The organism is uncultured Mobiluncus sp. (assembly GCF_947254095.1).
In the GTDB taxonomy this organism is placed as follows: domain Bacteria; phylum Actinomycetota; class Actinomycetes; order Actinomycetales; family Actinomycetaceae; genus Mobiluncus.
Window position 1 is genome coordinate 52964 of sequence record NZ_CAMYBV010000002.1, and the last position, 24498, is coordinate 77461.

The following is a 24498-nucleotide window of genomic DNA, read 5'->3' on the forward strand; positions in this document are numbered from 1 at the left end:
AGTGATGAGTGAACCACAAGAATCCCGAAATCCCGAGGACAGAGGGGACAAACCTGGCGATCAGCAAGCCTACGATGCCGAGTTTGCCGACCTCATCGCCAAACTGGGAGATGTTGACTTTGAGCCCGAATCCCCGGTGACAGGCCCGGACGAAACGCTGGATTTACCGGAAGAGCCCGAGCCTGCGCTGGTGGAAAGGCGTGCTACCGCGTGTTTCCTGACCCCAGTGGCCTCGGCAGAAGCCTTGGGGGCGCTGTGTGCGTTGAGTGATATTTCGGCCGTGGTGGTGCCGACGGAGGCCGGGGCGCTGGTGGTGCAAAACCTGGAGCTGACCGAAGAACAGTGGGGAATGGCGCTGCTGGTGGAAAGCCTCAATGAGCTGGATTCAGATTTGGATACGGTGGCGTCGACACTCACCGAGATTATTCGAATGCCGGTGGTGGTGTTTTCTGCCCTGCTGGCTCCCGGCACCGAACAGGAACCCGGAGTGACCGGTCAAGTCCTGGCGGGACGCTGGGCTAATCAGGCTTTTGAGGCGGATTTGCCGGCTGGGCTGGTCATCGCACAGATGCCTATCGTGATTGAGGACCTAGTGTTGGGGCGGGTTAATCCGGCGGCCGTGGACGGAGCGGTTGATACCGTCGATATTCCCCGCTGGAAAGCGCTGCGAATGCTGGGCAAAGGTATCAAAGATTCGCGTGAGGAACGCCGGCGCCAACGGGGTCAGGCAGATTCCTCCGATGATGCGGCTTGGGGCGTGGATTCAGAAGGGCGGGGGGACGCCTCATGACCGACCCTCAAGTTGTCGTTCTGGATCACGGGTACGGCAATGTGCTTTCCGTTGCGCACGCCCTCGAGCGGGCGGGAGCGCGGGTGTCGCTCTCGGCTGACGCGGCGGAAGTTGCCCAAGCAGACGGTTTGGTGGTTCCGGGAGTGGGAGCGTTTGCGGCGGTGATGCGTTCCCTGCAAGCCTCGCGGGCGCCCCAGATGATTGAGCGTCGGCTCGCCGGAGGCCGCCCAGTGCTGGGCATTTGCGTCGGTTTGCAGGTCATGTTTACCTCCGGGGATGAAAACGGGGAAGTGACTGCCGGACTGGATCAGTGGCCCGGAATGGTGACGGCGCTGCCAGCGGCGCGTTTACCGCATATGGGCTGGTCAAAAGTGCACGTCCCAGCGCAGTCGCAGCTGTTGGCGGGGCTTGACGGACAACGTTTCTATTTTGTGCACTCTTATGCTTGCCTCAGCGATCCCGCTGCAGCCTTGGGCACTGACGAGGAATCACGGCGGCTGTTCCGCCCCCCGCTGGTGTCCTGGGCACATTACGGAGCCGACTTTGTGGCAGCCGTGGAAAACCGAGCCTTGTGCGCCACCCAGTTCCACCCGGAAAAGTCCGGACCAGCCGGGGCACGCGTGTTCGCAAACTGGTTAGAGATGCTCTAGAGGTAGCGGGTCGCGAAGACCCCGGAAAGGACTCTCAATGACACAAATGGTGCTGTTACCAGCAATTGACCTGGTTGACGGAAAGGCAACTCGGCTGACCGAAGGTAAAGCCGGAACCGAAAAAGTCTATGGTGAGCCTGTACAAGTTGCCGCGGAGTTCCTGGCCGCAGGGGCGCGCTGGCTGCATCTGGTCGACCTGGACGCCGCTTTCGGGCGAGGTTCCAACGCTGACCTGGTAGAGTCGCTGGTGAGGGCCTATCCGGATCTGAAGTTTGAGGTCAGTGGGGGATTACGTGATGATGACTCGCTGTGCCGCATGCTCGATGCCGGAGCGGCGCGCGTGAACCTGGGCACCGCTGCAATCGAAAATCCCGAGTGGTGCGCCACGGTCATTGAACGGTTTGGGCAGCGAATCGCAATCGGTTTAGATGTGCGCGGCGAGCGGGTTTATGGCCGCGGCTGGGTCAGTGAAGGGCCGCTGTTGGTGGATATTTTGCGTGATTTGGATGCCTTGGGCTGTGCCCGTTACGTGGTGACCGATGTGTCGAAAGACGGCACCTTGACAGGGCCGAACCTGGAGCTGTTGGCTCAGGTGTGCCAATCCAGTCCGGCAAAAGTTGTGGCGAGCGGGGGAGTCTGCGCCCTGCGCGACCTGCAAGCCCTGCGGGACTTGGCGGGGGTCCACCCGAACCTGGAGGGGGTCATCGTCGGCAAAGCCATCTATGAGGGACGCTTCACGGTAGCCGAAGCCTTGGCGAGCCTGGCGGCCTGACGCTGCGGGATTCTGTTTGAAAGCGCGGCGAAATCCATGAAGCATCTGGCGAGCAATCCCTACGCGTCTGATTATGGCGCTTTACTGCCCGGAACCCAACGCGCCCTGGAACTGGCTGCAGCCAAAGATGTGGGGGCCGCGCAGGTTGAGCTATTTTCAGCGCTGCAAAGCGAACGCCTCATCGTGGAGGCTCCCGTGGCGGTCTCGGGAAGCTGTGAGTCAACTACCTTCGCGGGCGTATATTCCCCCTACGGGTCGGCCTTGCCGGCGTATTCCAGCGCAACGCGCTTCGCGGAGCTGAGGAATCCAGAGGACCGGCCGCTGCTGGTCAATCCCGCGCGAATCGCCTTGGCAGCCTTGGCTACCGAGGGATTTCTGTGGCTGGATGCCCCGGTGGTACTGGGTAGCGCTACTCAGGCCAAGCCGTTGGCGCGTGACCCGGAGTGGATTCATGCCTATGCGCCGAACATCATGCTGGGTCCGCCCGCTTTGAACTCCCTAGCCAGTGGCGACGACTGGCTCCCGGCCTGGGATGATGCCGAACTCGCGACACTGCTCAACTCACTTTCAGCCCATACGGGCACCGAAATCGAGACCATCGCAGCCGGCCCGGCGGGGGGACTGGTCGTCACAGTCCGCACCCCTGACGACCTTGACGCCGCGAAACTTGCCGTCAAACGGTTTCACAAATCCCTTCTGAAGTCAGCAGAAATCCCTCCACGCGCCACATACGTGCAGCTCCTCCCCGTGCGCTGACGCCCGCCCTTGCTATCCACCCCAGCACCCGGAACTGAAACATCACCGAAGCTCTTGCCGGTAAACGACTATTAAGTACCAAAAAGTGTTTACAAAAAGATACCGAAATCGGTACACTTAGAGGTACCAAAGGAGGTTGTGATGAATTTCTATACGGCACGGGAACTGCGCACAACTCCGAAAGCGCTGTGGGATGACTTAGAGAGCGATGGGTCGGTGGTCATAACCAAAAACGGCAAACCGGCTGCGCTGATGATTGAGGTCAACGGCCGGACGCTCGAAGAAACGCAATGGGCATACCGTCAGTTTCGGTTCAATAATGCCTTGCAAAGAATGCGGGCTCGCGCGGAATCGATGAATTTCCTGACTGAGCAGGAAATCGAGGCTGAAATCGCCGCTACCCGCAGAGAGATGCACGATGAAACCTGAGACTGCCGGTCGTCTCGTGGTCATCGATACGAATATTCTGGTGTCCGCTTTGTGGTCAAATCTTGGCGCTCCCAGGAAGCTGCTTGATTATTTGGGCCAGATGGGCACGTTGAAACCTTGCTACGACGCCAGGATGATGAGGGAGTACACCGCGGTTCTGCATCGTCCGAAATTCCTGTTCGAGCCTGAGGAAATTGACGTGGTTCTCGAGGAAATCCGCCAGAAGGGCTGGTTGATTGTGGAACCCGCGAATATCGAACGCGTCACTGGCTTTGACCGCGCCCAATTCCCCGATCAGGATGACATTGCCTTCGTCGAAGTCGCCGCTGCGGTGGGATGCCCGCTGGTGACGGGTAACCTGAAGCACTTTCCGGGTGTGCCTTTCGCCACTACCGTCCGGGAGTTTTTGGATGCCTGTAATCTTTAGAATCTCAAGGTTTTCCCCGCGCCCGGTGACGTGACGTTACCAGGGAGGCGAGTGGGAACGCTAGGGAACCCGACACGGGACGCTAGCACTGCCAGCGCTCCCCACCGCCCTTGTGAAAGACGTTAAGCGTGGGGAATATCGCCTAGCCAGTCCACGACGTGTTGAATCAGGGCCTCGTCAAAGACATCGTCCGAGTGGTGTTCACCAATCCACTGTTGAATCGAACCGCCGGCTGCCGCGTCCATTTTCTTCCGAGCCTCCGTAGGTTTAACCAGGACCTGCCACAGCATATTCTTGGCTTCTTCCACCGACCGATAGAAAAATGGGTAGTCCGCCGGCACCAGGGCGTGTGCCCATTCGAGGTCAGGAAAGATGCCTATAACTCCCGCTCCCAAGGCTTCCACGTACTCGATGCCGTAGGATTCTTCCTCGGTGGTCGCCAGGAAAGCGGTCGTATGTGCCAGAGCCTCCCAGTAGGATTGGCGCGTGGCGGTCAAAGGTCCCACCCAAATCCAGTCGCGATGGGAAAACTTCATGGCGGCTTCGCTGACCAGGTGGGTTTCGTGCAGACGCATCTCGACCCGCAGCGGAATCTGGCGGTGTACCCAGTTGACCACGTCCAAGAAAATATCCGGGCGCTTCTTTGCCGAAAGATAAATCGAGGGATAGAGCACGACCGGAATCTCCGTCTCTACCCGCGGACGGACATGAGCCAGGCGGAATCCCAGGTTTACCCACCCCAGCTGCATCTGTTCATGCAGCGGTTTCACGGTCCATTTTTCGGCAATCTCCCGGACTTCCATCGCGGTGCGTTCCGAGTTGGCAAAAGTGGGGAACAGGGCACAGGACAGGGCCATGGAGGCGATGCCCTCCACGGTCGTCATTTCCCGAGGCGACCACCACATGAAGTTCATGATGTGTGGTTTTTCCGCCCCGGCGTTATGCATTTTTTGCCACAATCGCGGCGAGTCGATGACGTCCATGTTGATGACCGCCGTGTCGTTCGGGTCGAGCATCTCAATGGGAGCCACGCTGAAGTTTTCGGCGCGGCGGGCGGGGCCACCAATCAGGATAGAGTCGGGAAAGTTGCGCAAAATCCGTCGCACCAGGGTGTCGCCGGCGGAGTGTCCGGCCACTCGGCCGGTTTCGTCAACTTTGGCATTGTCCCACTTGATTGCCAGTTTCATGGTTATTCCCCTTTCCGTTCCGCAGTCAGGTCGGGCGGCTGCGGGGGATTGCTTTGCGATGGTTCGTTCGTGAGTTCTAGGTCGGGAACTTGGTTCAGAAGGTCGGTGCCGGCATCCGTCGGTGAAGAGTCGAGAATCTCGTCTAGCGCGGCTGCGTCAATGGGGGCTTCGATACCGCCGGGGCGCGGTGCAATCTTTATTGCCGGCCGGGTGACCCGGTCTTTCACACTGGGGATTCCGTTCAAAGCCGTGTCTACCGGAGGTTCGTGGTCGTGCATGGCGTCACGAGAGGCGCCGCGAATACGCATCTGATAGAAACTGCACCACACGAAGTACGCTGAAGCCACGAAAAAGACCCCGGCTAGGATATGCACCAAGCGTGCCTGACCCTGGTTCGTCAAGCTCACCGCCAATTCCACAGCCAGCAGGCCGAACAGGGTGGTGAATTTGATGATCGGGTTCAGAGCCACCGAGGACGTGTCTTTGAACGGGTCGCCGACCGTATCCCCGACGATGGTCGCGTCGTGCAGTTCGGTGCCTTTCATGTGCAAATCAACTTCCACGACTTTCTTCGCGTTGTCCCAAGCCCCGCCGGCGTTAGCCATGAATATAGCCTGGTAGAGGCCAAAAATAGCGATAGAGATCAGGTAGCCGATGAAAAAGAACGGCTCAACAAACGCGAAAGACAGTGTGGCAAAGAACACCGCCAGGAAGATAAGCAGCATGCCCTGTTGGGCGTACTGCGTACAAATCTCGACGACCGCGCGGCTGTCCTTTTCGGAGGCCCGTTCGCTGCTGGCATCGAGGCGGATATTGTCTTTGATAAAGGCCACAGCGCGGTTGGCCCCGGTCGTTACGGCCTGAATGGAGGCCCCGGAGAACCAGTAAATGACGGCGCCCCCAGTAATCAATCCCAGCAGGAACGGAGCGTGAAGCAGTGAAAGGTTGCCCACGGCTTGTGCGTCCTGCAAACGATTCGTAAGCGTCATGATGATAGAGAAAATCATGGTGGTGGCGCCCACCACGGCGGTGCCGATGAGAACCGGCTTTGCCGTGGCTTTAAACGTATTGCCCGCCCCGTCGTTGTCCTCCAGCATGAGTTTCGCGGTGTCCCAAGCGGGCTTAATAGTGTAGTCAGCCATTAGCTCGGCTTCGATGTTCTCGACCGATTCGATACGTGAAAGTTCATAGACGGATTGGGCATTGTCGGTGACCGGACCGTAGGAGTCAACGGCGATGGTCACCGGGCCCATTCCCAAGAAACCGAAAGCTACCAGGCCAAAGGCGAATACTGCCGGAGCTGCCATCAGAGATTCCGGTATCAGCAGGGAAATCAGGAAAGCGATTCCCATCAGACCCACAATCGTAATTCCCAGCCAGTATCCGGACATGTTGCCGGCAACCATACCGGACAAAATGTTCAATGAGGCACCGCCCTCACGAGAGGATTTCACGGTTTCCCGCACGAAACGCGCTTTGGTAGAGGTAAATACTTTCACCAGTTCGGGAATTAAAGCTCCCGCGAGGGTCCCGCAGGTAATGATGGTCGCCAGTTTCAGCCACAGGTAGTTGCCTTGTTCACCCATCACAAAGAAAGTCACCAGGAAAATCAGCACGATGCACAGAATCGAAGTCAACCAGACCAACGTCGTCAGCGGGGTTTCAAAGTTCATGCGTTTCGCATCCCCGTAACGCCCCTTGACCCACATGGCGTTGATGGTGTAGGCCAGTGCCGCACCGAGAATCATTGCCGCGCGTACCGTAAAGATCCACACCAGCAGCAGTGCCTGAATAGAAATGTCCGGCACTGCCAGAATGACGTAAGTCACCAGAGCCACGCCGGTAACGCCATAAGTTTCAAAGCCATCAGCGGAAGGCCCTACCGAATCTCCGGCATTGTCTCCGGTGCAGTCAGCGATAACCCCGGGGTTACGCGGATCGTCCTCATCGATTTTGAACACGATCTTCATGAGGTCCGCGCCGATATCGGCAATCTTGGTAAAGATACCCCCCGCGATACGCAGCGCGGACGCCCCTAGTGACTCCCCGATAGCAAAACCGATGAAACACGAACCGGCCACGTCAGCGGGCAGGAACACCAGAATAACCAGCATCATGAACAGTTCGAGGGAAATCAGTACGGTTCCGATGGACATACCGGCCTGCAGTGGAATCTGGTGGACGGGATAGGGCTTGCCGCGCAACGAAGCAAAAGCCGCCCGGGCGTTAGCGAAAGTGTTGACCCGAATGCCAAACCAGGCCACGGCAAACGAACCGCCCATCCCCAGCAGGCTAAATAACACCACAATCCCGACTTTGCCCCAACTAAAGCCCACCAACACTTTGTAATAAATGAGAATGATGACCGTGATGAAAGCCCACAGCAGCAACAGGAACTTACCCTGTTTCACCAAGTAGGCTTTGCAGGTGGAGTAAATGAGTTCGGCGACGTCCAGCATGGATTGATGCACCGGCAGGCTGCGGAGTTTAAAGAACGTCACTATGCCAAACACCAGACCGGCGAGGCACACTACCATGCCGAGAATCAGCAAGCTGGTACCAGCTATGCCGTGTATGTTGGCGAGGGACAAATCGGGAAGTATCAGGTTTGCCTCGCCGCCGCCGGGTCCGTCTCCCTGTCTCGCACCAGTCTGCGGGAGTACCCCCGCGAAGCTTGCAGCCAGAGCCTTTAGGTCAGGAATCATCGGTCAGCCTCGTTTCCCTAGGTCGTTACCTTACCTGTAATTTTAGGCGGCATCTCCTCGATTTTTGGGGCTTTTAGGGGTGAGCTTGGGTTGTGCCTGACAATGTCAACCTCGGCAGTCACAAGCCCGGTTGTGTTCGTAGTTTTTTTAGGCGACCCTTGGGTGGTCCCGTTGCTGCTTTGGTTTCGAGATGCTTTGGAAACACGAAATGTGCGAAAATCCCGCGGATAGGCTAGAATCTACTCTGTTCGGCTGTATGCCGAAACAAGCGGAAAGTTTTCCCACCTCCACCCGGTGCAGTTTCCTTACGGAAACGGTACGTCTTGGGTTACGGTCTAAAGCGCTCGGCTGTGCTTTTTATGCCACAGACGCGGGATAACTTTGTGTATGTTTCGGTTCGCGGCGTGGTTACAAGCAAGGAGTCCTCATTACTGACGTAAGGATTAATGACCAAATTCGGGTGCCAGAAGTGCGCCTGGTTGGTGTCAACGGCGAACAAATCGGAGTGGTGGCAACCCTAAAGGCTATCGCCTTGGCCGATGACGCCGGTCTGGACCTGGTGGAAGTCGCCCCTGAAGCGCATCCTCCGGTGTGCAAACTGATGGATTACGGCAAATACAAGTACGAAGCCGCGCAAAAGGCTCGCGATCAGCGTCGGAATCAGGCCAGTACCCAACTGAAAGAAATCCGCTTGGGGCTTAAGATTGACGACCACGACTACGAGGTGAAAAAAGGCCACATTCTGCGTTTCCTTGATGGTGGCGACAAAGTCAAAATCATGATTAAGTTCCGGGGACGGGAACAGAGCCGCCCTGAAATGGGCATCAAACTTTTGGAACGCTTGGCTGAGGATATTGCTCATGACGGTGTCGTTGAGTCTGCCCCCCGGCAGGACGGCCGTTCCATGACTATGGTGATTGGCCCGGTTAAGAAAAAGACTGACGCCGTGAGCCAACAGCGCAAGCGTCGCGAAGATGAACGTCAGGCGAAGCGTGACGCCAAGGCGGAACGGGCTTTGCGCAACCAGCAGCGGGTGGCTCAACAAGCGAACGCCCCGGTTTTGAAGCCGTTGACTTTCGATCAGCTCGGTTCCGGCAGCCTAGCCGCCGCGGCCCCGAAGGCTCCTGAGCCTCCCGCCGCGAAGTCGGCTGCAAAATCGCCGGCACGAAAGAAACCCGCCAGCCCTACCGCGTCGAAAACCTCGGCACCAGCGGCTAAACCTGCGGCTGATGCCGACCACAGCCCGGAAGCTGATGCAAAACCGGCCACGCGAAAGGCACCGGCTCGGAAAACAACTGCAAAGACCGCTGCAAAGACGGCTGCGAAATCTGCTACGGCGGCCGACAAGCCTGCTGCCACCAGTGCCAAGACTCCTACTCGGAGAACCACTGGCACCACTAAGAAAGCTGCCCCCAAGACAACCGCGGGCAAAACCGATAAACCGGCCACCAAGAAGGCCCCGCTTAAGAAAGAGGAGAAATAATATGCCAAAGAATAAAACCCATTCTGGGACTAAAAAGCGGATTCGTGTTACTGGCTCTGGCAAGCTGATGCGCGAACAGACTAACAAGCGCCACCTGCTGGAACACAAGTCGTCTCGGCGGACCCGTCGCCTCAGCCAAGACCAGGTCGTGGCTCCCGCTGACGTGAAACGCATGAAGAAACTGTTGGGTAAGTAAAGGAAAAAGGAGATTAATCATGGCACGTGTTAAGCGCGCAGTAAACGCTCACAAGAAACGCCGCACCACTCTGGAACGGGCCGAGGGTTACCGCGGCCAGCGTTCTCGCCTGTACCGTAAGGCTAAGGAACAGGTCACCCACAGTTTTGTGTATAACTACCGCGACCGCAAGGCGCGCAAGGGCGACTTCCGTCGGCTGTGGATTACCCGTATCAATGCGGCTTGCCGCGCCCAGGGCATGACCTACAACCGCTTCATGCAGGGTCTGCGTTTGGCGGGTATTGAGGTCGATCGTCGGATGCTGGCGGAACTGGCAGTTAGCGACATTGCGGCTTTCAACGAATTGGTTAAGGCTGCTCAGGCTGCTCTGCCCAAAGATGTGAACGCTCCCGCGGCTGCCTAAAGCCCAGCGTTTAGCAATCGAAAATTTTATGGTTCAACGCCGCGAAATCCTCGACAACCCCGGAAGCGAACGCATCCGGAAGGTGGCGGGGCTTTCGCGGCGTTCCGCACGCCTACGTTCAGGTCTGACCCGGGTGGAAGGTCCCCAAGCGGTCACTGAGCTGCTGCGCAGCGCTCCCCAGGCGGTCACAGATTTATTTGTGACCGAGGTGGGAGCCGAGGCCCGCCCGGAGCTGCTGAGTCTCGCGCAGTCAACCGCATCCGCAGGGGGGCTGCACGTTCATGTGATTTCTCCCCAGGTCGAGAAGGCCTTGAGTGATGCTGCACAAGGGTGGATTGCGGTGTCGCGTTTCGAGGCTTTTCCGTCTGTGCCGGCCTCACCAGAGGGGACGCTGGCTTTGATTTTGCCCGCTACTCAAGACCCGGGCAATGCGGGGACACTGATTCGACTGGCTGACGCTTGTGGGGCATCGACGGTGTTTATGGGGCAAGACTGTGCCGACGCAACCAGTCCGAAAGTTATTCGCGCTTCGGTGGGCAGTGTGTTTCATGTTCCCACGCCGCGGTTTCAGGATTTAGAAGCCGTAGTGGTGGCTCTGCGAGCCGAAGGGTGGACCATTGTGGGCACGTCCCTATCCGGCGACGTCATGCTGACCCCGGTTACAGCCGCGACCTGGAGCGACAAGAAAGTCGCTTGGGTCATGGGCAACGAAGCGCACGGACTGGACCCAACCGAAGAATCCTGGTGCGATGTGTTGGTGTCTATTCCCATGTTTGGCCGTGCCGAGTCCCTAAACGTGACGTCCGCGGCGACCTTGTGCCTGTGGCTGAGCGCGGCGGCGCAGCGGCTGTAACCGGTGGTTTTCACGGTAGCCGCTGAAACGCAACAAAAAAAAGGGGAGTCTAGCCCAGTGCTTTTAGGGCAGATTCAAAGTCAGGATCCGTGGTGATTTCGTCGACCAGCTGGGTGTATTTCACCACACCGTTCGGATCAATAATCACGATGGAACGAGCGAACAATCCGGCCATCGGGGAGTCGGCTAACTGGACACCGTAATCCTGGCCGAAACTGGAACGGAACGCCGAAGTGGTGGTGACGTGGTCAATGCCTTCTGCGGCGCAAAAACGTCCCAAAGCGAAAGGCAGGTCGCGCGAAACACAGACGACTTCCACCCCGTCGAGCTGGGCGGCTTCGGCGTTGAAACGCCGCACTGAGGCGGCACAAACCCCAGTATCAATGGAGGGGAAAATGTTGAGGAGCACAGTCTTGCCGCGGAAATCTGATAGTTTCGCTTCAGACAAGTCCTGTTTCACGGTCACGAAGTCCGGGGAGGGGGAGCCCACCGCGGGCAGCGAACCAACAGTATTTACGGGATTACCTTGCAAGTGAGTTGTAGCCATATCCCTATCCTAACAGCGTCTTTTCCCGGTCAGGTTGAAACCGCAGCGAGACTAAGCGATCGAAATCGGCGATTAAATCGGGGTGGCTGGCATATATGACCACCAACCCCGGTTTCATCCCCGATTTCTAACCTCCCGCTCCCGACATGCCCGGAACAGACCCCTAATTCGGGGACAGGAGTCTAAAAAGGTAGTTGCCTCGGCAGGAAACCGAGGCAACTGGTGTCGAATTTTTCAGAAAGTATTTACTTCGCCCCAAAGGGTGCCCATCCAGTGTAGAACTCTATGGAGTCTTTTGCCACCCAGACGATAGCAGCCACGATGATGACCACCAGGGAACCGTAGACAGCCCAGCCCAACGCTCGCATCTGCGGCGTCGGCTCGGTGTCGGCAATGATTTCACCGGTTTCATCACGAATGGGGTCCCCGGCATGAGCGCGCATTCCCAAGGCATAGAGCATGGGAATCCCGGCTCCAAAAATGAGTGCCAAAGCGGCCACTCGAACGATTGCCCAAGCCATGTCGACAGTCATTTTTCTTCCTTTCAGAGGTTACTTATCCGGTGATTCCGAAGCAGTGGCGGCAACCGTTTTACTCGCGCCAGCGCCGGCCGCGACGGGAATACTACGTTCGCCCTTCAGATGCTCATCTGAAAAGAGCACTTCCTCGAGTTCGCGATCGAGTTTGCGCAGCTGCTCAATCAGGTCATCGCGCTGACGTCTCAGCTCGACAATTCGGTCGGCTCGCGACTGCGAGGTAACCAGGGCGGCTTCGGCGGCTTTGTCCAAGCCCTGTTGCATGATTTCGTCGATGTCCTCACGCAGATTCACGTCAACCTCGCGGTTTGCCGCGGTTTGTAGCGAAGAATCAATCGACTCGGCGTTCGGATCCCACTCTTCGTTCACGTTCTTGGCACTCACGGAATTCTTGCGCGAACGCAGCACGATGAGAGCGACCATAAACAGCAGGATGGCCAGGTCAAGCAGCGCTCCGACTATGGGGTGCGCCCGACCCGCCAAAGCGGCAATCCACCAGGTCGCATAGCCGACCACACCGGCGCAGGGCAGAGTAATGACCCAAGCGGAGGCCATACGCATGGCGACCCCCCAGCGCACGGTGGCGCCCTTCTTGCCCAATCCTGTGCCCAAGATGGCTCCGGTGGTCACGTGAGTGGTGGACAAAGCCATCCCCCCAGCAGCCGAGGTCAGAATGATAGCCGCGGAAGTCGCTTCTGCAGCCATGCCCTGGGGAGGCTCCAGGTCGACCAGGCCCTTACCCAAGGTGCGGATAACCCGCCAGCCGCCGGAGAGCGTCCCTGCCGCAATAGCTACGGCGCACGCCAAGATGACCAGGACGGGGATACGATCCTCCGCGGTTGCGTTACCGGTCGCGATGAGAGCCAGGAAAATCACGCCCATAGTCTTCTGGGCATCGCCCGCGCCGTGCGCCAGCGAGACCAGGCACGCCGTGATGACTTGGCCGTGACGGAAGTGTGAGGCTTTCCGCTCTTTTGGAATCGTGTTCGTAATCCAGTAGACCAAGGCGGTCGCGGTGGCGGACACGCCGGCTGCAATCAGGGGCGAGGCCACGGCAGGAATCACAATCTTGCCTAAGATAGAGCTCCATTCCACGCCCCCGGCGCCCATCGCCGCGAACGCCGCGCCAATCATGCCGCCGAACAAAGCGTGAGAGGAACTGGAAGGCAGCCCCAGCAGCCACGTAAACAGGTTCCAGATAATGGCTCCTATCAGGGCGCAAAACACCACCATCAACAGGTTGATACCCTCGGCTTGGTTGGTGAGGTCATAGGAACTCAAATCAACGATGCCGCTGGCGACCGTAGCAGCGACGTTCACGGAGAGGAACGCCCCGATCATGTTCAAACCGGCAGAAATCGCCACCGCCTGGAAGGGCTTGAGGGCGCCGGTTGAGATCGAAGTGGCCATAGCGTTGGCGGTGTCGTGGAAGCCGTTGGTGAAGTCGAAAGACAGTGCTGTAATGATGACGATTGCAAGCACGATAGTGGCAGTAATTTCCAAAATTAGCATCCTTAGGATTGTGAGTGTGACTGTCGGAGGCTCAAGCCGTCGTATTAGGCCTGCGGCTCGCGCCCGGCAACCAGAGAAACTCTACCTTTTGACTGTTAACTGAACATTGCACGGATGTTAAATGCGTGTAAATTCTGGGCGGGATTTCTGTTAAAAATCTTTTGGGGAGGCTCGCCGTGGCGAACCTCCCCAAAAGATTATTTTCTAAGCAAATTTTTACATACAGGCAGGCTTAGAAAACGCCCAGATTTGCTTTGGCTTTGCGGCCATCAGTCAGGGTGACACCCAAGGTGCGGGAATCCAGGTAACGGTCATTGCTGATAGAAACATCTTTCGCCAAGCGGCCCAGCTGAGAAACCTCAATCCAGTTCTGCAAGCGCTTGTCCTTGCCGTTCGCGCTGCCAATGTAGCCATCGCCGAAGTTGAAGTTAGCGAGCAGCATCTCCTGCTGGGGCTTGATCAGGTTAGACATCGTGACGCGGAAGGTGCGCGTGGAGGAGGCGCGATCGAAGCCCAAATCCTCAACGGTAGAACCCTTGAACCGGCCGGTGGTGATGCGACGGTCAACGCCCTGCGGGCCGGAAACCTGGTGAACCTTCACCAAGAAAGACACCGTCGGGAACTCGCCATAGTAGTTTTCGGTACCCACGTTCTTGACACGCAGCGCTACAGTACCGGCGTAACCGGCAGCCTTAGCGGTAGAAACCGTGAGGAAGGGAGCCAAGTCGAGCTTGCCGTCGTTTACGGCGTCCGGATCAACGGGCTTCAGCTCGGTAGAGGCCACGAACTTTTCCGTGGGGTGGGGGTATCCCGCGTCCTGAGAAGCGTTGGTGTCGCCGTTGCCGCCCAGAGCGCCGTCCGGCGTGGCGTACATCTTGACGACAACTTCGTTCTTAACCGGAGCCTTGGAAGTCCAGGCGAAAGCATGGCCCCAAGTCCCGTTAGGCTTGCAAGCCTGCTGGGTGCCGGTCATGGTGATGGTACGGAAGCCGTAGGTGGCTTCACCAGTGTTGCCGGCAGGAACCTGGTAAGGGCCAATCTGTTGACCAGCGGTGTAGGACAGGGAGTAAGAGATGGAGTAGCCGATAGTCTTGGCCAGGGAAGCGGTGATGGAAGCGTTGGGGCCCTGACCTGCGGGTGTGTTTGTCGAAGCGGTGGCGCTGACACCCGCGTTCAAGTCGCTGTGGTAAGTGAAGCTAATTGACTCGGTCTTTGACAGAGTCTGGGTCAGCGGCACCGGAGCGTTGGTGCGGTTGGTGGTGGAAATCGTACCTTTAGGCTCGAAGTTGGTCGAGACTTTGTAGATGACTGTACGCAGATCCTCGCCGGCGTTGCACACCGGGTAGGCGTTCAAAACGTTCGCCTTCAGGAAGTTGTTTGCCCGGTAGGTGTTGACCACGGGTAGCTTGTCGTTATTCTGAACTGTTTCCGGAGTGAAGTCCTGGAAAGAGTCGGCATGAGCCGGAACTAAGAAGGCACCGCCCAATAATGCTGCGCCCGCCACAGAGGCGAAAATGTGTTTTACTTTCATGTTTTCTCCATACGTAGTTGCTATATTCACCGCTGAATGTTCAGAGCCAGAGACGACCCTGTCGCTGCGCACCCAGCTTACGGAGAGATTATCACCAGGCTACGTTCAGGAAAAATTCAGACAAATTTGCCTGTTAAATGTTCGGGATGGAGCGAATAAACCGCTAAATAATGCGGAAAAATCACAGTCAGAAAGAGGCGCAAATCCGATTTTTGCGAAAAATCTACGCGGGGGAGCCTAATCGCCTTAAATGGCCACAAAATACTTATTGACCTGCGGATTTACCAAGTTTTAAGGCACTTTAGGAGATGAATACAACTGTATGAGAACATATAATTTATTTACAAGAATTTATCATTCAGGGCTACGGTCCGAAACGGGTTTTTACTGACGATGCGAGAAAAAGAAAACCGCGCCAAGGAAAACCTTGACGCGGCATTCAAGAAGTGAATCGGGTTTAGCGACCCGTGTTGCGCACCACGCGATTGGACTTGATGCACTTGGTGCACACGTTCAAATGCCGGGGGGTGCCATTAACGATGGCGCGAACCCGCTGAATGTTCGGGTTGAAACGACGCTTGTTGCGCCGGTGAGAGTGAGACACACTCATCCCGAAACCGGGACCTTTTCCACATACATCGCATACCGCAGCCATGTTCTTACCTCTGATTTCCTGTAATTCTTCAAAGTCGTTCACGGGCTTTGAACCCGCAGCTCTCAACGAGCAACCTCACTATGATAAGGCAAACCGGACCGATTCTCAAATCGAACCCCTGCTTTGAAAGCACTTTCGTCACGTGTACCTAAGACGTCGGTCGTTCGGAAACACGACGCAGAACCCGCAGATTAGAATAGGACTGCCAGGACGCCGTTGTCCTGGCAATACGGTGTACAAATCCTTTTTACGGGGAATAGATAGGAGCGATGATGGCTGGGCGTATCGAAGAGGACCTGTTGGGGAAACGTGAAATTCCTGAGGATGCTTACTACGGGGTGCAAACCCTGCGGGCAATCGAGAATTTCCATATATCGGGCAAGAAAATCCAAGACGTTCCTGAATTTGTCAGAGCCATGGTACAGGTTAAGAAAGCGGTGGCACTGGCCAATGAAGAGCTACACGTTCTTCCGCACGACATTGTCGCCGCTATCGTGGCGGGCTGTGACGAAGTGCTAGAGAAGGGCCGAGCCATGGATCAGTTCCCCGTGGACGTGTTCCAAGGTGGGGCGGGCACCTCGGTGAACATGAACGCTAACGAAGTGGTGGCTAACCTGGCTTTGGAACTGTTGGGCTATGAAAAAGGCCGCTACGACATCATCAACCCCAACGACCACGTGAACAAGAGCCAATCCACCAATGATGCTTACCCGACCGGGTTCCGGGTAGCAGTGTACACCCTGCTCCAAGATGTCGAGCGGGCGGTGCAGGAGCTGTCCGACGCTTTTGCTCGCAAAGGTGAAGAATTCAAAGACATTCTTAAGATGGGCCGCACGCAGCTGCAGGATGCTGTCCCCATGACGCTGGGCCAGGAATTCAACGGTTTTTCGGTCAATATCGCCGAGGAACTGACACGTCTGCGTGTCGCCGGGGCTTTGCTGCTGGAAATGAACTTGGGGGCAACCGCTATTGGCACCGGCGTGAACACACCGGAGGGTTATCCGAAAGTCGCGTGCCAAAAGCTGGCTGAGGTGACCGGCTACGACATTGTTCCGGCGACGAACCTGTTGGAGGCCACTTCGGATAACGGCGCCTACCTGGCAGTCCACGCGGTGCTGAAACGGCTGGCATCCAAGCTGTCGAAAATTTGTGACGACCTGCGTTTGCTTTCCTCGGGACCGCGCTGTGGCCTACATGAAATTAATCTTCCCGAGATGCAGCCGGGTTCCTCGATTATGCCGGCAAAAGTTAACCCGGTCATTCCCGAGGTCGTTGACCAGGTTTGTTTCAAGGTCATGGGCAACGATGTCGCCCTCACCCACGCTGCCGCAGCGGGCCAGCTGCAGTTAAACGTGATGGAACCAGCCGCAGCTCAGTGCATGTTTGAATCCATTGAGCTACTGACCAACGCTATTAACACCTTGCGTACCAAGTGCATTGACGGTATCACCGCCAACCGCGAAGTCTGCGAGGCTTACGTGCATAACTCCATCGGCATTGTCACCTACCTCAATGACATCATTGGTCACCACAACGGTGACTTGATTGGTAAGGAAGCCGCTAGGACGGGCAAATCTGTCAAGGAGCTGGTGATTGAGAAAGGCTTGATGAGCGCCGCGGAAGTCGACGAAGTCCTCAGCATAGAGTCCCTCATGAGTCCCCACTACACCGGCAAGGTTTGGGGCGACGATGAACGGGGTCTGCCCCAGCGTTGATTCCGTGGTGAGGATAATTCCCCAGTTTGGTTGGTCCCATTGTCGCTTCGGGTAGCGGCAGTGGGGCCGACATTTCTGGTCGTTAGGCGCAAAACTGTACCTACCGGAATGGGAACCGGGAAAACCGGTTGATGACAGGTAACTTGGGAAGAAAGCAGGGAGGAAACAAGTTTGGATACCGCGCGACAAAAGCTGGAGACTAAAGACCTTCGCGAGTGGTGCGTGCGCACGGGGGAGATCCTCAATCAGGCGCGGGATTTGTTGGACGACCTCAACACTTTTCCGGTGCCGAATTTCAACACCGGAGCTAATCTGGCGAACTCTTGGGCGGCGGCCACGCGTGCGGCTCAGACCCTGCCCCTCTCCCTGCGTCCCGCCGAATTTATGGCGACACTAAGCCGAGAAGTTGCGAAATTCCCCTATGGTTCGGTCGGAATTTTCCTCGCTTCCGGTTTTGCCGCCTGTGCCGAGGCTTGGGGGGATACGTCGGTGGTGCGTCCGGCCGATTTACTGATGGCCATCGATGCCATGGACAGGGCATTTCAGGAAGTCAACGGCGCAGATACCAGTGAATTTGGGCTATCTCGATTGATTTCTACCGTCTCGGAACAGCTTTCGGAACTGGAACTGTTGACGTTGTCTCAAGTCGTGGATACGGCTTTGGTTTGTGCGCAAGAAGCTACCATTGATTCCGCTGACGCCCACGGCGGGGTGGGGGATGCCGGTCTGGCGGGAGCGTGTTTGGTTTTTGCGTCCTTGGCAGATTTGGCCGCTGCAGCCGAAGGCGACGCCCTCACAAATGTTTCTACGGTGCAAGCCATGTTGAGCGATTGGGCTAATCGGTCGCGTATCGTTGCGGAAAGTTTGCGGCACACGGTGCCGGGTGGTGAATTTGCTGCCACTTTCCATTTTGAAGCCTTGGATATCTCCACCGGAAAACTTTGGGAAAGCCTGCGAGCGGCTAGCTCCGAAGTGCTGGTTTGCAAGATTTTAGATGAAATCGGAGTGGGACGTTTCGTGGCTCACGTACACACACCATCGCCTCTGGCAGCCCTACCATACCCCCACGGAGCTGTACTGATTCATCATCTCGGCTTGCGTCCCGAGCCTATTGAAGGCGACGAAGATCCCCTAACTAGACTCACTGCGGATTTTGACAATGTGGTGGTTTTGTCTGACTTTGCCGCCCGTCAGGCTCCGCTGGTGACTCCGGGCTTGCTGGTCCTCAGTGCTGCGCCGGCACTGGTAGAGACCTATGCCAGAGCGGGAGCCACGGTTCTTTTAGGTACTGAAAATCCCGAACAGATTTGTTGGGCGTGTCGCGCCCTCCCGAAAGGCCGCGCTGCTCTCATCATCCCCGCCACCCCCAAATCGCGCGAAATGGCTCTGACAATGCGCGATTCCTTAGTTGATACCGAATTTTCGGATGCTCCTGTAATGGTGGCAGACACCGAAGATGAACTGAGCGCTGCGTGGCTGGTGCAATCTCTGCAGGGAAAGCGGTTTCGTGGTGCAGGCGCGGAGCAGCTGCGCGATTTGGAAACCGCTTGCCGGGAGTTGAAAGCCAGCATCCGGGTTGAACCCCTGTCAGACCATGACCTGGACACCCAAATCCGGGACCTTGCCAATGACGTGGGTCCAAACCGAGAACTCCACGCGGTCATCAGTTCCGAAAACGTCAGCACGGACCGGATGAATCTGCAGCTTGCTCTGTCGAGCTACGCCGATATAGAGCTGGTTGCCTACTACGGAGGACAGCCCGGCTCCACCTGTATCGGGGTTCGTTTTTGAAGTCAGGCGTTTCTTTGTCCGCGGTGACCTTCGAGTTCCCCCAAACTTCAGAATTTTCGGTGAGAGGCTGCCTGATAAGGTGAAACCATGGTGAACTTGCAGACCCCTCTGGAACGGATGCTTAAGGCGAAATCCGTCGTCTCCAAGTTCGCTCACCTGGGGGTACTGACCTTGGGTGACTTGCTGTGGTACCCGCCGCGGCGAACTTATCGATGGGGGGAGCTGACCCGTTTTGACTCGCTGACCCCCGGCGCGGACGTCACAGTGTTTGCAGTGGTGATGGATTCACACTTGGGCTGGACCCGCCGCCACGACAAAGCCATGCTCACGGTAACCCTGCAGGACCAGCTAGAAACGGGCGCCCCCGACCAGGGGGGCTTCCGTCCGGACTTGTGGGGTCGGAGAGCCAACCGCCTGACCGTGCGTTTCTTTGCGAAGCATCCCAACGCCTTGAATATGCACGCAAATCGCCTGGAAAAGGGGACTTTAGCGGTTTTTGCCGGGCGGCTTTCAGGCAAACCGGGCAGCCGGGCCAGTGAAGCTTTCCTGGCGCATCCGGAATACCGGGTTCTGGCCGATTATGACCCGGAAGTCGTGAAAACGCTCTCGACCCGCCCCCAGCCGCTCTATCACTCCACCGCGGGTCTGCCCTCTTGGAAAATCGGGAAAATCATTGACTCTCAGCTGCTGATGCTAAACCCCGCGGAGATTCCCGAAGCCATACCCGACTCGCTGCGCCGCGAGAGGAACCTACCTGATGCCTACACAGCTTTGCTCGGCTTGCACCACCCGGAAACCGATGCCCAATACCAGGCTGCGGTGGATTATCTGCGGTTTCGTGAGGCATTCACGCTGGGGGCAGCTCTAGCGAAAGCCCGCAACCAGATCCAATCACATCCGGCCTGGTCTTTGCCGGTTTCGGGGGACGTTTCCGCGCCGAATGCGGATGCGGGCGGGGAACCTGGAGACCTGGTTTCACGAGTCGTGGCGGGGCTGCCTTTCCAGCTCACTGGCGGGCAGTGCCAAGTTTGGGACGAAATCGCGGGGGACATTGCCCGCGAAGTCCCGATGAATCGGCTGCTGCAGGGGGAAGTTGGGTCGGGCAAGACCGTGGTGTCGGCTTTGGCGTGTGTCGCCGCAGTACAAAACGGTTTTCAAGCGGCCTTCATGGCTCCTACCGAAGTCCTCGCCCAGCAGCATTTTCAGACCCTCAATCGACTGTTGGGGTCGCTGGCGGATCCTCTGGGTGAGCTATCGGGGTCACAGCCCGGTACGGATAGTGTCCCGCTGCGTTTACTGACCGGATCAACACCCGCCTCGGAGAAACGAGAAATTGCCAACCGAGGTGCGGCAGGTGAGCCGATGCTGGTGGTGGGGACCCAGGCTCTGCTGACCCAGTCGCTGCAGTTTTCTCGCCTCGCCCTGGTGGTGGTTGATGAACAGCACCGTTTCGGGGTGGAACAGCGAGGCGCTCTGCTGGCCAAAGGGGAGCGAGCCCCGCATTTCTTGACGATGACAGCTACCCCGATACCGCGAACCGTCGCCATGACCGTGTTTGGAGACCTGGATGTTTCCGTGTTGCGCCAGCTACCCGCGGGGCGCGCCGAGGTTCAGACGTTCCTGGTCAACGAAGCAAATGTGCGGTGGGTCACACGGGCCTGGAGCCGAGCCGCGGAAGAAATCGAACGGGGAGGGCGAGTTTATGTGCTTTGCCCCAAGATAGCCCCTGATACCTCTGAACAGGACCCCGCCGACTGGGCGGAGTCTCCCAATCCTGCGGAAACCGGGCGGAAAACGCGAAAAACCTCGGCGCAAACCAGCTGGGGTGACGATTTAGCCGGGTTTGGAGAACTCGAAGAGTTAGAGCCCGGCCGGGTCTTGCACACCGTTACCCAGACCGCGGCGCAACTGGCGGCCCTACCTGTATTTAGGGATATTCCTATCGGGGTGGCACATTCCAACCTGGATTCAGGCGCCAAGCAACAGGCCGTGGCGGACTTTGCCGCGGGTCGCACCCCGCTGCTGGTGTCCACCACGGTTGTGGAAGTCGGCATGGACGTGCCCGAAGCCTCCATGATGATTATTTTGGATGCCGACCGTTACGGGATTTCGCAGCTGCACCAGCTGCGGGGGCGGATTGGGCGCGGTTCCCGTCCCGGCGTTTGCCTCGCCATTGCCCCCCTGGATTTCCCGCCTGTGTCGGACAACCTGGCGGATTTGATGGCACAAGCGGGGGAGGGGACGCTGTCTCCGGCTCTAGCGCGTCTGTTGGCTTTTGCGGCGAGCCGGGACGGATTCGCGCTGGCTGAGGCCGATTTGAGTATTCGGCGGGAGGGCGACGTGCTGGGGCAAAGCCAGTCGGGCCGCCGCTCCCGGCTCAAGGTGCTTTCCCTGGTCAGCGACGTGGAAGTCATCACGGCCGCGAAAGCTGCGGCGGCCGCGGTGGTGGCGAAAGATCCCCAGCTCAGCAAGCATCCCGAGCTGGCCCGGCTGGTGTTTGACCTGGGGGAAGGAGCCCAGAATCTCACGAAGTCCTAGGGGAGTACGGTAGGTGTGTTTAAACTTGGTAAAATTCCACCTGTGTATTCATGGTGGCGGCGTCTAGGAGCATTTATCGCGATGCTGACAGTGACGCTGGTGGCACTTCCTCAGGCCAGCGCGATACCTGTCGCTGCCCGCGACTCGCTTGTTCCAACCGGCCTGTGGACGCAGGACGCGAAGACCGCGGCGCCTTCCCCCGATGCTCCCGGCGTACTGTTTTTAGGGATGAGCGGCCTGAAGCCCAGCGACCTCGATTTGCAAGGTAATCAGCTGGGGGAAATGTTGGTTCCGTTTACTTTTTCGGCACTGAGTACCAGGTCATTTCGGATTTATACCTGCCCCACCGAGGGGTGGATGCAGCTGCGTGCCCGTGGCGACGTCGCGGACGAAGAGGGGCGCCGACTGGCAAAAACTGTGGGGGCACCGTGCTTGGGGATGAAGCTGGTGAAGAGTAACGGTACGACCGCGAACACTCCGGTTCAGGTTGGCCCCGCCGCCGCGCTCTTGCCCAAAGCCTCAGCCGTCACCTACGCCCAGTTCAAGGGTCGTACCGAAAACATTACCTGGCCCGCTCACGGGGTTTTCGCCCCGGACGCGTGGGCGGTAGGACGGAATGCGGGAATACCGTTGGCGAATCGGCGCGGTCAGGTCGCCCATTGGCAGCCACTGCCGGTTATCTCTGAAATGGCGCGGATTAACCCTTCCGCACTTGATTCCCTCTATAACGAGAGAACCGGTGCTGGCGCCAGAGCTGCCCTTGACGCAAAAGCTCAACAGCCCGCCTTGCCGCTGGGCAAGACCCTGAAAAACCGGACTGTCCTGGAATCCGCGTGGCAAGATCTTCTCGCTGCCGCCCCCAGCGACGTCGTGGTGGACTTGGATACAGTGGACACCGCCGTGCTTAACCAGAACACCTACGATACGGCAAAGACCCTGTCCTTACAGCAACTTTCTGCCATCTTGAGCGCGAATCAGGGGGCGGCGCACCCTCGGCCGGTGATTATCGCCTCGTTGGGGGATTTTGAGGGGGCCAGGTCCCTGCAGCTGTTGGCGGCGCAAACTCCGGGGTTAGCGCTGACGGGCGGGAAACCGGCCGCAGCTTCCGGCGTCGGAACTGCTGGCACCACGGGCGTGCTCTATACTTCCACCACTCGCGCCGCCGGTTTAGCCACCATTGCCGATGTGCGCGGTTTGGTTATTAATGCGCGCACCTACCTGAATCCGAAACTCGTCCCCCCGGCGAATCTCACTCTTCCCGAACTGAGTGTTACCCCGGTCGGCAGCGTTGCCGGGGCCTGCTCTGTGATTACCGAGCAGCAACGTCATGCCAGCTCCGCCCTGCGTGCCAACTCATCGTGGTATCAGGTCTTTCACCTGCTGTGTTACCTGGCTATCGGGGCGCTGCTAATCTGGGCTTTCGCGTCGCGAGGCGTGCGGCGATTGGCAAACAGCTGGTGGGCGGTGCGGCTCCTGAGCCTTATCGCTTTCGCGATGCTACCCGCAGCGCTGATTTTGAACTGGATTCCGTGGTGGAATTTGCCCGGCACCGACTCTGCTGTCGGGGCAATTGGAATAGCCCTAGCTTTGACCGCGGTGATTACGGGGGCTTTGGTGGTTCCTCTGTGGCGTAGCTCGCACGCGGTGGCTATCTTGGCGGGGATTTCATTCTTTATTTTGGCGCTGGACATCGTCTTGGGCTCTGCCCATCAGCGCAACGGATTCATGGGTTCCCTGGTACTCAGTTCGCGGCGCTACTACGGCATCTCTAACCGCACCTACATCATTCTCATTGCCGGGGCTTTGCTGGCGTTACTGCCGGTTTTGCAACGTTTTTGGGGCCAGCGTCGGGCCGCATGGGCCACCGCGGGGATCGGCGTCGCTGTTCTCTTGGTTGATGCTTTGCCCCGTTGGGGGGCGGATTTTGGGGGACCTCCGGGAATTATTTTGGCTTTTGGGATTGTCGCCTTGCTGTCTTCCGGAGCGCGGCCGCGCTGGTGGCACGCCGGTCTGTGGGTGGTGCTCACGCTAGCGGTGATGGGGACTATCGGCTGGTTCTCCCGCGGTTCAGACAGTCATATCGGAAACTTTTGGTCCAATCTGGGCAGCAGCGAAAGTCAGGAGTTGATTGCCGGGAAAGTCCGTGACGTGCTGCGTTCCTTTGTGAACAACCTTGGGGTCGTCATACTTTTGGTGCTGGTAGTGGCGGCACTAGTGGCGGCTTTGGTGATTGTGAAACGTCGCCAGGTGTCCTGGCCGCGGTGGGTGTCCTCTTGGGATCAGCTCACTGACCTGCCGGCCCTGCGCGTGGTGGCTTTAGGTATTTTGCTGGGCATGGCAGTGGCGGTACCTATCAACGATTCCGGGGTAATGATTGTGAAAGAAGCTATCTATCTGGTGTTGCCAGCCCTTGGTGCCATCATCGCGCAGCGCGCCGCCCAACTCAACCTCGGCCCTGAGCCTGTTGCAAATAAGTGACCAGGGTATCGCCGTAGCTCTTAGCGGCGTAGGCTTGCAGCCCCGAGGGAATCTCAGGAGCGGGAAACTTTTTCGATGTCTCCAGAACCATGACGCCTTCCGGGCTGAGGTGCGCGGTCAGACCTGCCAGAATCTCTGAGAGCACGTAAGGCGCCAAAGCGTAGGGGGGATCTAAGAAAATCAGGTCAAAGCAATCCGCGGGTTTCAGTTCGGAAACAAACTTAGCGGCATCTTTCACCAGGACACGGGCGCGATCCCGGTAGTGCAGGGCGTCTATGTTCGCGCGCAACACTTTGGCTGCCGATCCGGCGGCATCTACAAACACCGCGCTCACCCCGCCGCGGGACAGCGCCTCCAAACCGAGGGCTCCTGAGCCGGCAAACAAATCCAAAACCATGGCACCTTGTGGGAACCCCGAACAAAGCAGGTGAGAGAACATCGCTTCGCGCACCCGCTCCGAAGTGGGACGGGTCCCCGACTTCGGCACATTCAGGCGCAAGCCCCCTTTTTCGCCAGCAACAATTCGTGTCACAGACGACAGCCT

Annotated in this window: 22 protein-coding genes; 14 read left to right on the forward strand and 8 right to left on the reverse strand. The window is 57.9% G+C overall.

Features of this window, described 5'->3' with window-relative positions; genetic code table 11:
* Positions 1-4: 4 nt before the first annotated feature.
* From Q0X47_RS00960 to Q0X47_RS00985, 6 genes are all read left to right on the forward strand, one after another.
* On the forward strand, positions 5-790 hold the full coding sequence (locus Q0X47_RS00960; RefSeq protein WP_297721692.1) for a hypothetical protein: 786 nt from the start codon (positions 5-7) through the stop codon (positions 788-790).
* On the forward strand, positions 787-1440 hold the full coding sequence (gene hisH, locus Q0X47_RS00965; protein ID WP_297721694.1) for an imidazole glycerol phosphate synthase subunit HisH: 654 nt from the start codon (positions 787-789) through the stop codon (positions 1438-1440). The genes Q0X47_RS00960 and hisH overlap by 4 nt, the downstream gene beginning before the upstream one ends.
* A gap of 37 nt (positions 1441-1477) precedes the next feature.
* The gene (gene priA / locus Q0X47_RS00970; protein WP_297721696.1) at positions 1478-2212 is read left to right on the forward strand and encodes a bifunctional 1-(5-phosphoribosyl)-5-((5-phosphoribosylamino)methylideneamino)imidazole-4-carboxamide isomerase/phosphoribosylanthranilate isomerase PriA; all 735 of its coding nucleotides are present in this window, start codon (positions 1478-1480) and stop codon (positions 2210-2212) included.
* 36 nt (positions 2213-2248) lie between these two features.
* On the forward strand, positions 2249-2968 hold the full coding sequence (locus Q0X47_RS00975) for a glycerophosphodiester phosphodiesterase (protein ID WP_297721697.1): 720 nt from the start codon (positions 2249-2251) through the stop codon (positions 2966-2968).
* A gap of 141 nt (positions 2969-3109) precedes the next feature.
* Positions 3110-3397, forward strand: coding sequence for a type II toxin-antitoxin system Phd/YefM family antitoxin (locus tag Q0X47_RS00980; protein ID WP_297721699.1), 288 nt, complete (start codon positions 3110-3112; stop codon positions 3395-3397).
* On the forward strand, positions 3387-3824 hold the full coding sequence (locus Q0X47_RS00985) for a putative toxin-antitoxin system toxin component, PIN family (protein WP_297721701.1): 438 nt from the start codon (positions 3387-3389) through the stop codon (positions 3822-3824). Before Q0X47_RS00980 ends, Q0X47_RS00985 begins: the two co-directional genes overlap by 11 nt.
* Before the next feature lie 122 nt (positions 3825-3946).
* On the opposite strand, the gene Q0X47_RS00990 is transcribed toward Q0X47_RS00985, so the two are convergent.
* The gene (locus Q0X47_RS00990) at positions 3947-5011 is read right to left on the reverse strand and encodes a glycosyltransferase family 1 protein (protein WP_297721703.1); all 1065 of its coding nucleotides are present in this window, start codon (positions 5009-5011) and stop codon (positions 3947-3949) included.
* 2 nt (positions 5012-5013) lie between these two features.
* Entirely contained in the window at positions 5014-7716 is a 2703-nt protein-coding gene (locus tag Q0X47_RS00995) for a sodium-translocating pyrophosphatase (protein ID WP_297721705.1), read from the reverse strand.
* Positions 7717-8158: 442 nt separating this feature from the next.
* Here Q0X47_RS00995 and infC point away from each other — a divergent pair, with 442 nt between their 5' ends.
* From infC to Q0X47_RS01015, 4 genes are read left to right on the forward strand one after another with little or no spacing between them, the layout of a single operon-like run.
* Positions 8159-9199 carry a translation initiation factor IF-3 gene (gene infC / locus Q0X47_RS01000; RefSeq protein WP_297721889.1) on the forward strand — a complete coding sequence of 347 codons (1041 nt, stop codon included), beginning with the start codon at positions 8159-8161 and terminating at the stop codon, positions 9197-9199.
* Position 9200: 1 nt separating this feature from the next.
* A complete protein-coding gene (gene rpmI, locus Q0X47_RS01005; protein WP_004006656.1) occupies positions 9201-9395 on the forward strand; it encodes a 50S ribosomal protein L35 in 195 nt (64 codons plus the stop codon).
* 19 nt (positions 9396-9414) lie between these two features.
* Positions 9415-9798 carry a 50S ribosomal protein L20 gene (gene rplT / locus Q0X47_RS01010; RefSeq protein WP_282921720.1) on the forward strand — a complete coding sequence of 128 codons (384 nt, stop codon included), beginning with the start codon at positions 9415-9417 and terminating at the stop codon, positions 9796-9798.
* A gap of 28 nt (positions 9799-9826) precedes the next feature.
* On the forward strand, positions 9827-10651 hold the full coding sequence (locus Q0X47_RS01015) for an RNA methyltransferase (RefSeq protein ID WP_297721707.1): 825 nt from the start codon (positions 9827-9829) through the stop codon (positions 10649-10651).
* Between the two features lie 49 nt (positions 10652-10700).
* On the opposite strand, the gene tpx is transcribed toward Q0X47_RS01015, so the two are convergent.
* The 5 genes from tpx to rpmB form a co-directional block, all read right to left on the reverse strand.
* Positions 10701-11198: a thiol peroxidase gene (gene tpx / locus Q0X47_RS01020; RefSeq protein ID WP_297721709.1), complete on the reverse strand. Its 498-nt coding sequence runs from the start codon at positions 11196-11198 to the stop codon at positions 10701-10703.
* Between the two features lie 245 nt (positions 11199-11443).
* Positions 11444-11731 (reverse strand): hypothetical protein, encoded by a 288-nt coding sequence (locus Q0X47_RS01025; RefSeq protein WP_297721712.1) that lies wholly within the window; start codon positions 11729-11731, stop codon positions 11444-11446.
* 18 nt (positions 11732-11749) lie between these two features.
* On the reverse strand, positions 11750-13246 hold the full coding sequence (locus Q0X47_RS01030) for an inorganic phosphate transporter (protein WP_297721715.1): 1497 nt from the start codon (positions 13244-13246) through the stop codon (positions 11750-11752).
* Between the two features lie 232 nt (positions 13247-13478).
* Positions 13479-14777, reverse strand: coding sequence for a hypothetical protein (locus Q0X47_RS01035; RefSeq protein WP_297721717.1), 1299 nt, complete (start codon positions 14775-14777; stop codon positions 13479-13481).
* Positions 14778-15234: 457 nt separating this feature from the next.
* Positions 15235-15432 (reverse strand): 50S ribosomal protein L28, encoded by a 198-nt coding sequence (gene rpmB, locus Q0X47_RS01040; RefSeq protein WP_295028692.1) that lies wholly within the window; start codon positions 15430-15432, stop codon positions 15235-15237.
* Positions 15433-15701: 269 nt separating this feature from the next.
* On the opposite strand from rpmB, the gene aspA reads away from it, so the two are divergent.
* The 4 genes from aspA (at position 15702) to Q0X47_RS01060 (ending at position 23954) form a co-directional block, all read left to right on the forward strand.
* The gene (aspA, locus tag Q0X47_RS01045; RefSeq protein WP_297721720.1) at positions 15702-17147 is read left to right on the forward strand and encodes an aspartate ammonia-lyase; all 1446 of its coding nucleotides are present in this window, start codon (positions 15702-15704) and stop codon (positions 17145-17147) included.
* A gap of 171 nt (positions 17148-17318) precedes the next feature.
* The gene (locus tag Q0X47_RS01050) at positions 17319-18938 is read left to right on the forward strand and encodes a DAK2 domain-containing protein (RefSeq protein WP_297721723.1); all 1620 of its coding nucleotides are present in this window, start codon (positions 17319-17321) and stop codon (positions 18936-18938) included.
* A gap of 87 nt (positions 18939-19025) precedes the next feature.
* Positions 19026-21476, forward strand: a complete 2451-nt coding sequence (locus tag Q0X47_RS01055; protein WP_297721726.1) for an ATP-dependent DNA helicase RecG — start codon at positions 19026-19028, stop codon at positions 21474-21476.
* A 42-nt stretch (positions 21477-21518) separates the two neighbouring features.
* Complete coding sequence (locus Q0X47_RS01060; RefSeq protein WP_297721728.1) at positions 21519-23954, forward strand: tellurium resistance protein TerC; 2436 nt, start codon at positions 21519-21521, stop codon at positions 23952-23954.
* Here the strand turns inward: Q0X47_RS01060 and rsmD are convergent.
* Entirely contained in the window at positions 23920-24486 is a 567-nt protein-coding gene (gene rsmD / locus Q0X47_RS01065) for a 16S rRNA (guanine(966)-N(2))-methyltransferase RsmD (protein ID WP_297721730.1), read from the reverse strand. The two genes, Q0X47_RS01060 and rsmD, sit on opposite strands and share 35 nt — an antisense overlap.
* Between the last annotated feature and the right edge of the window lie 12 nt (positions 24487-24498).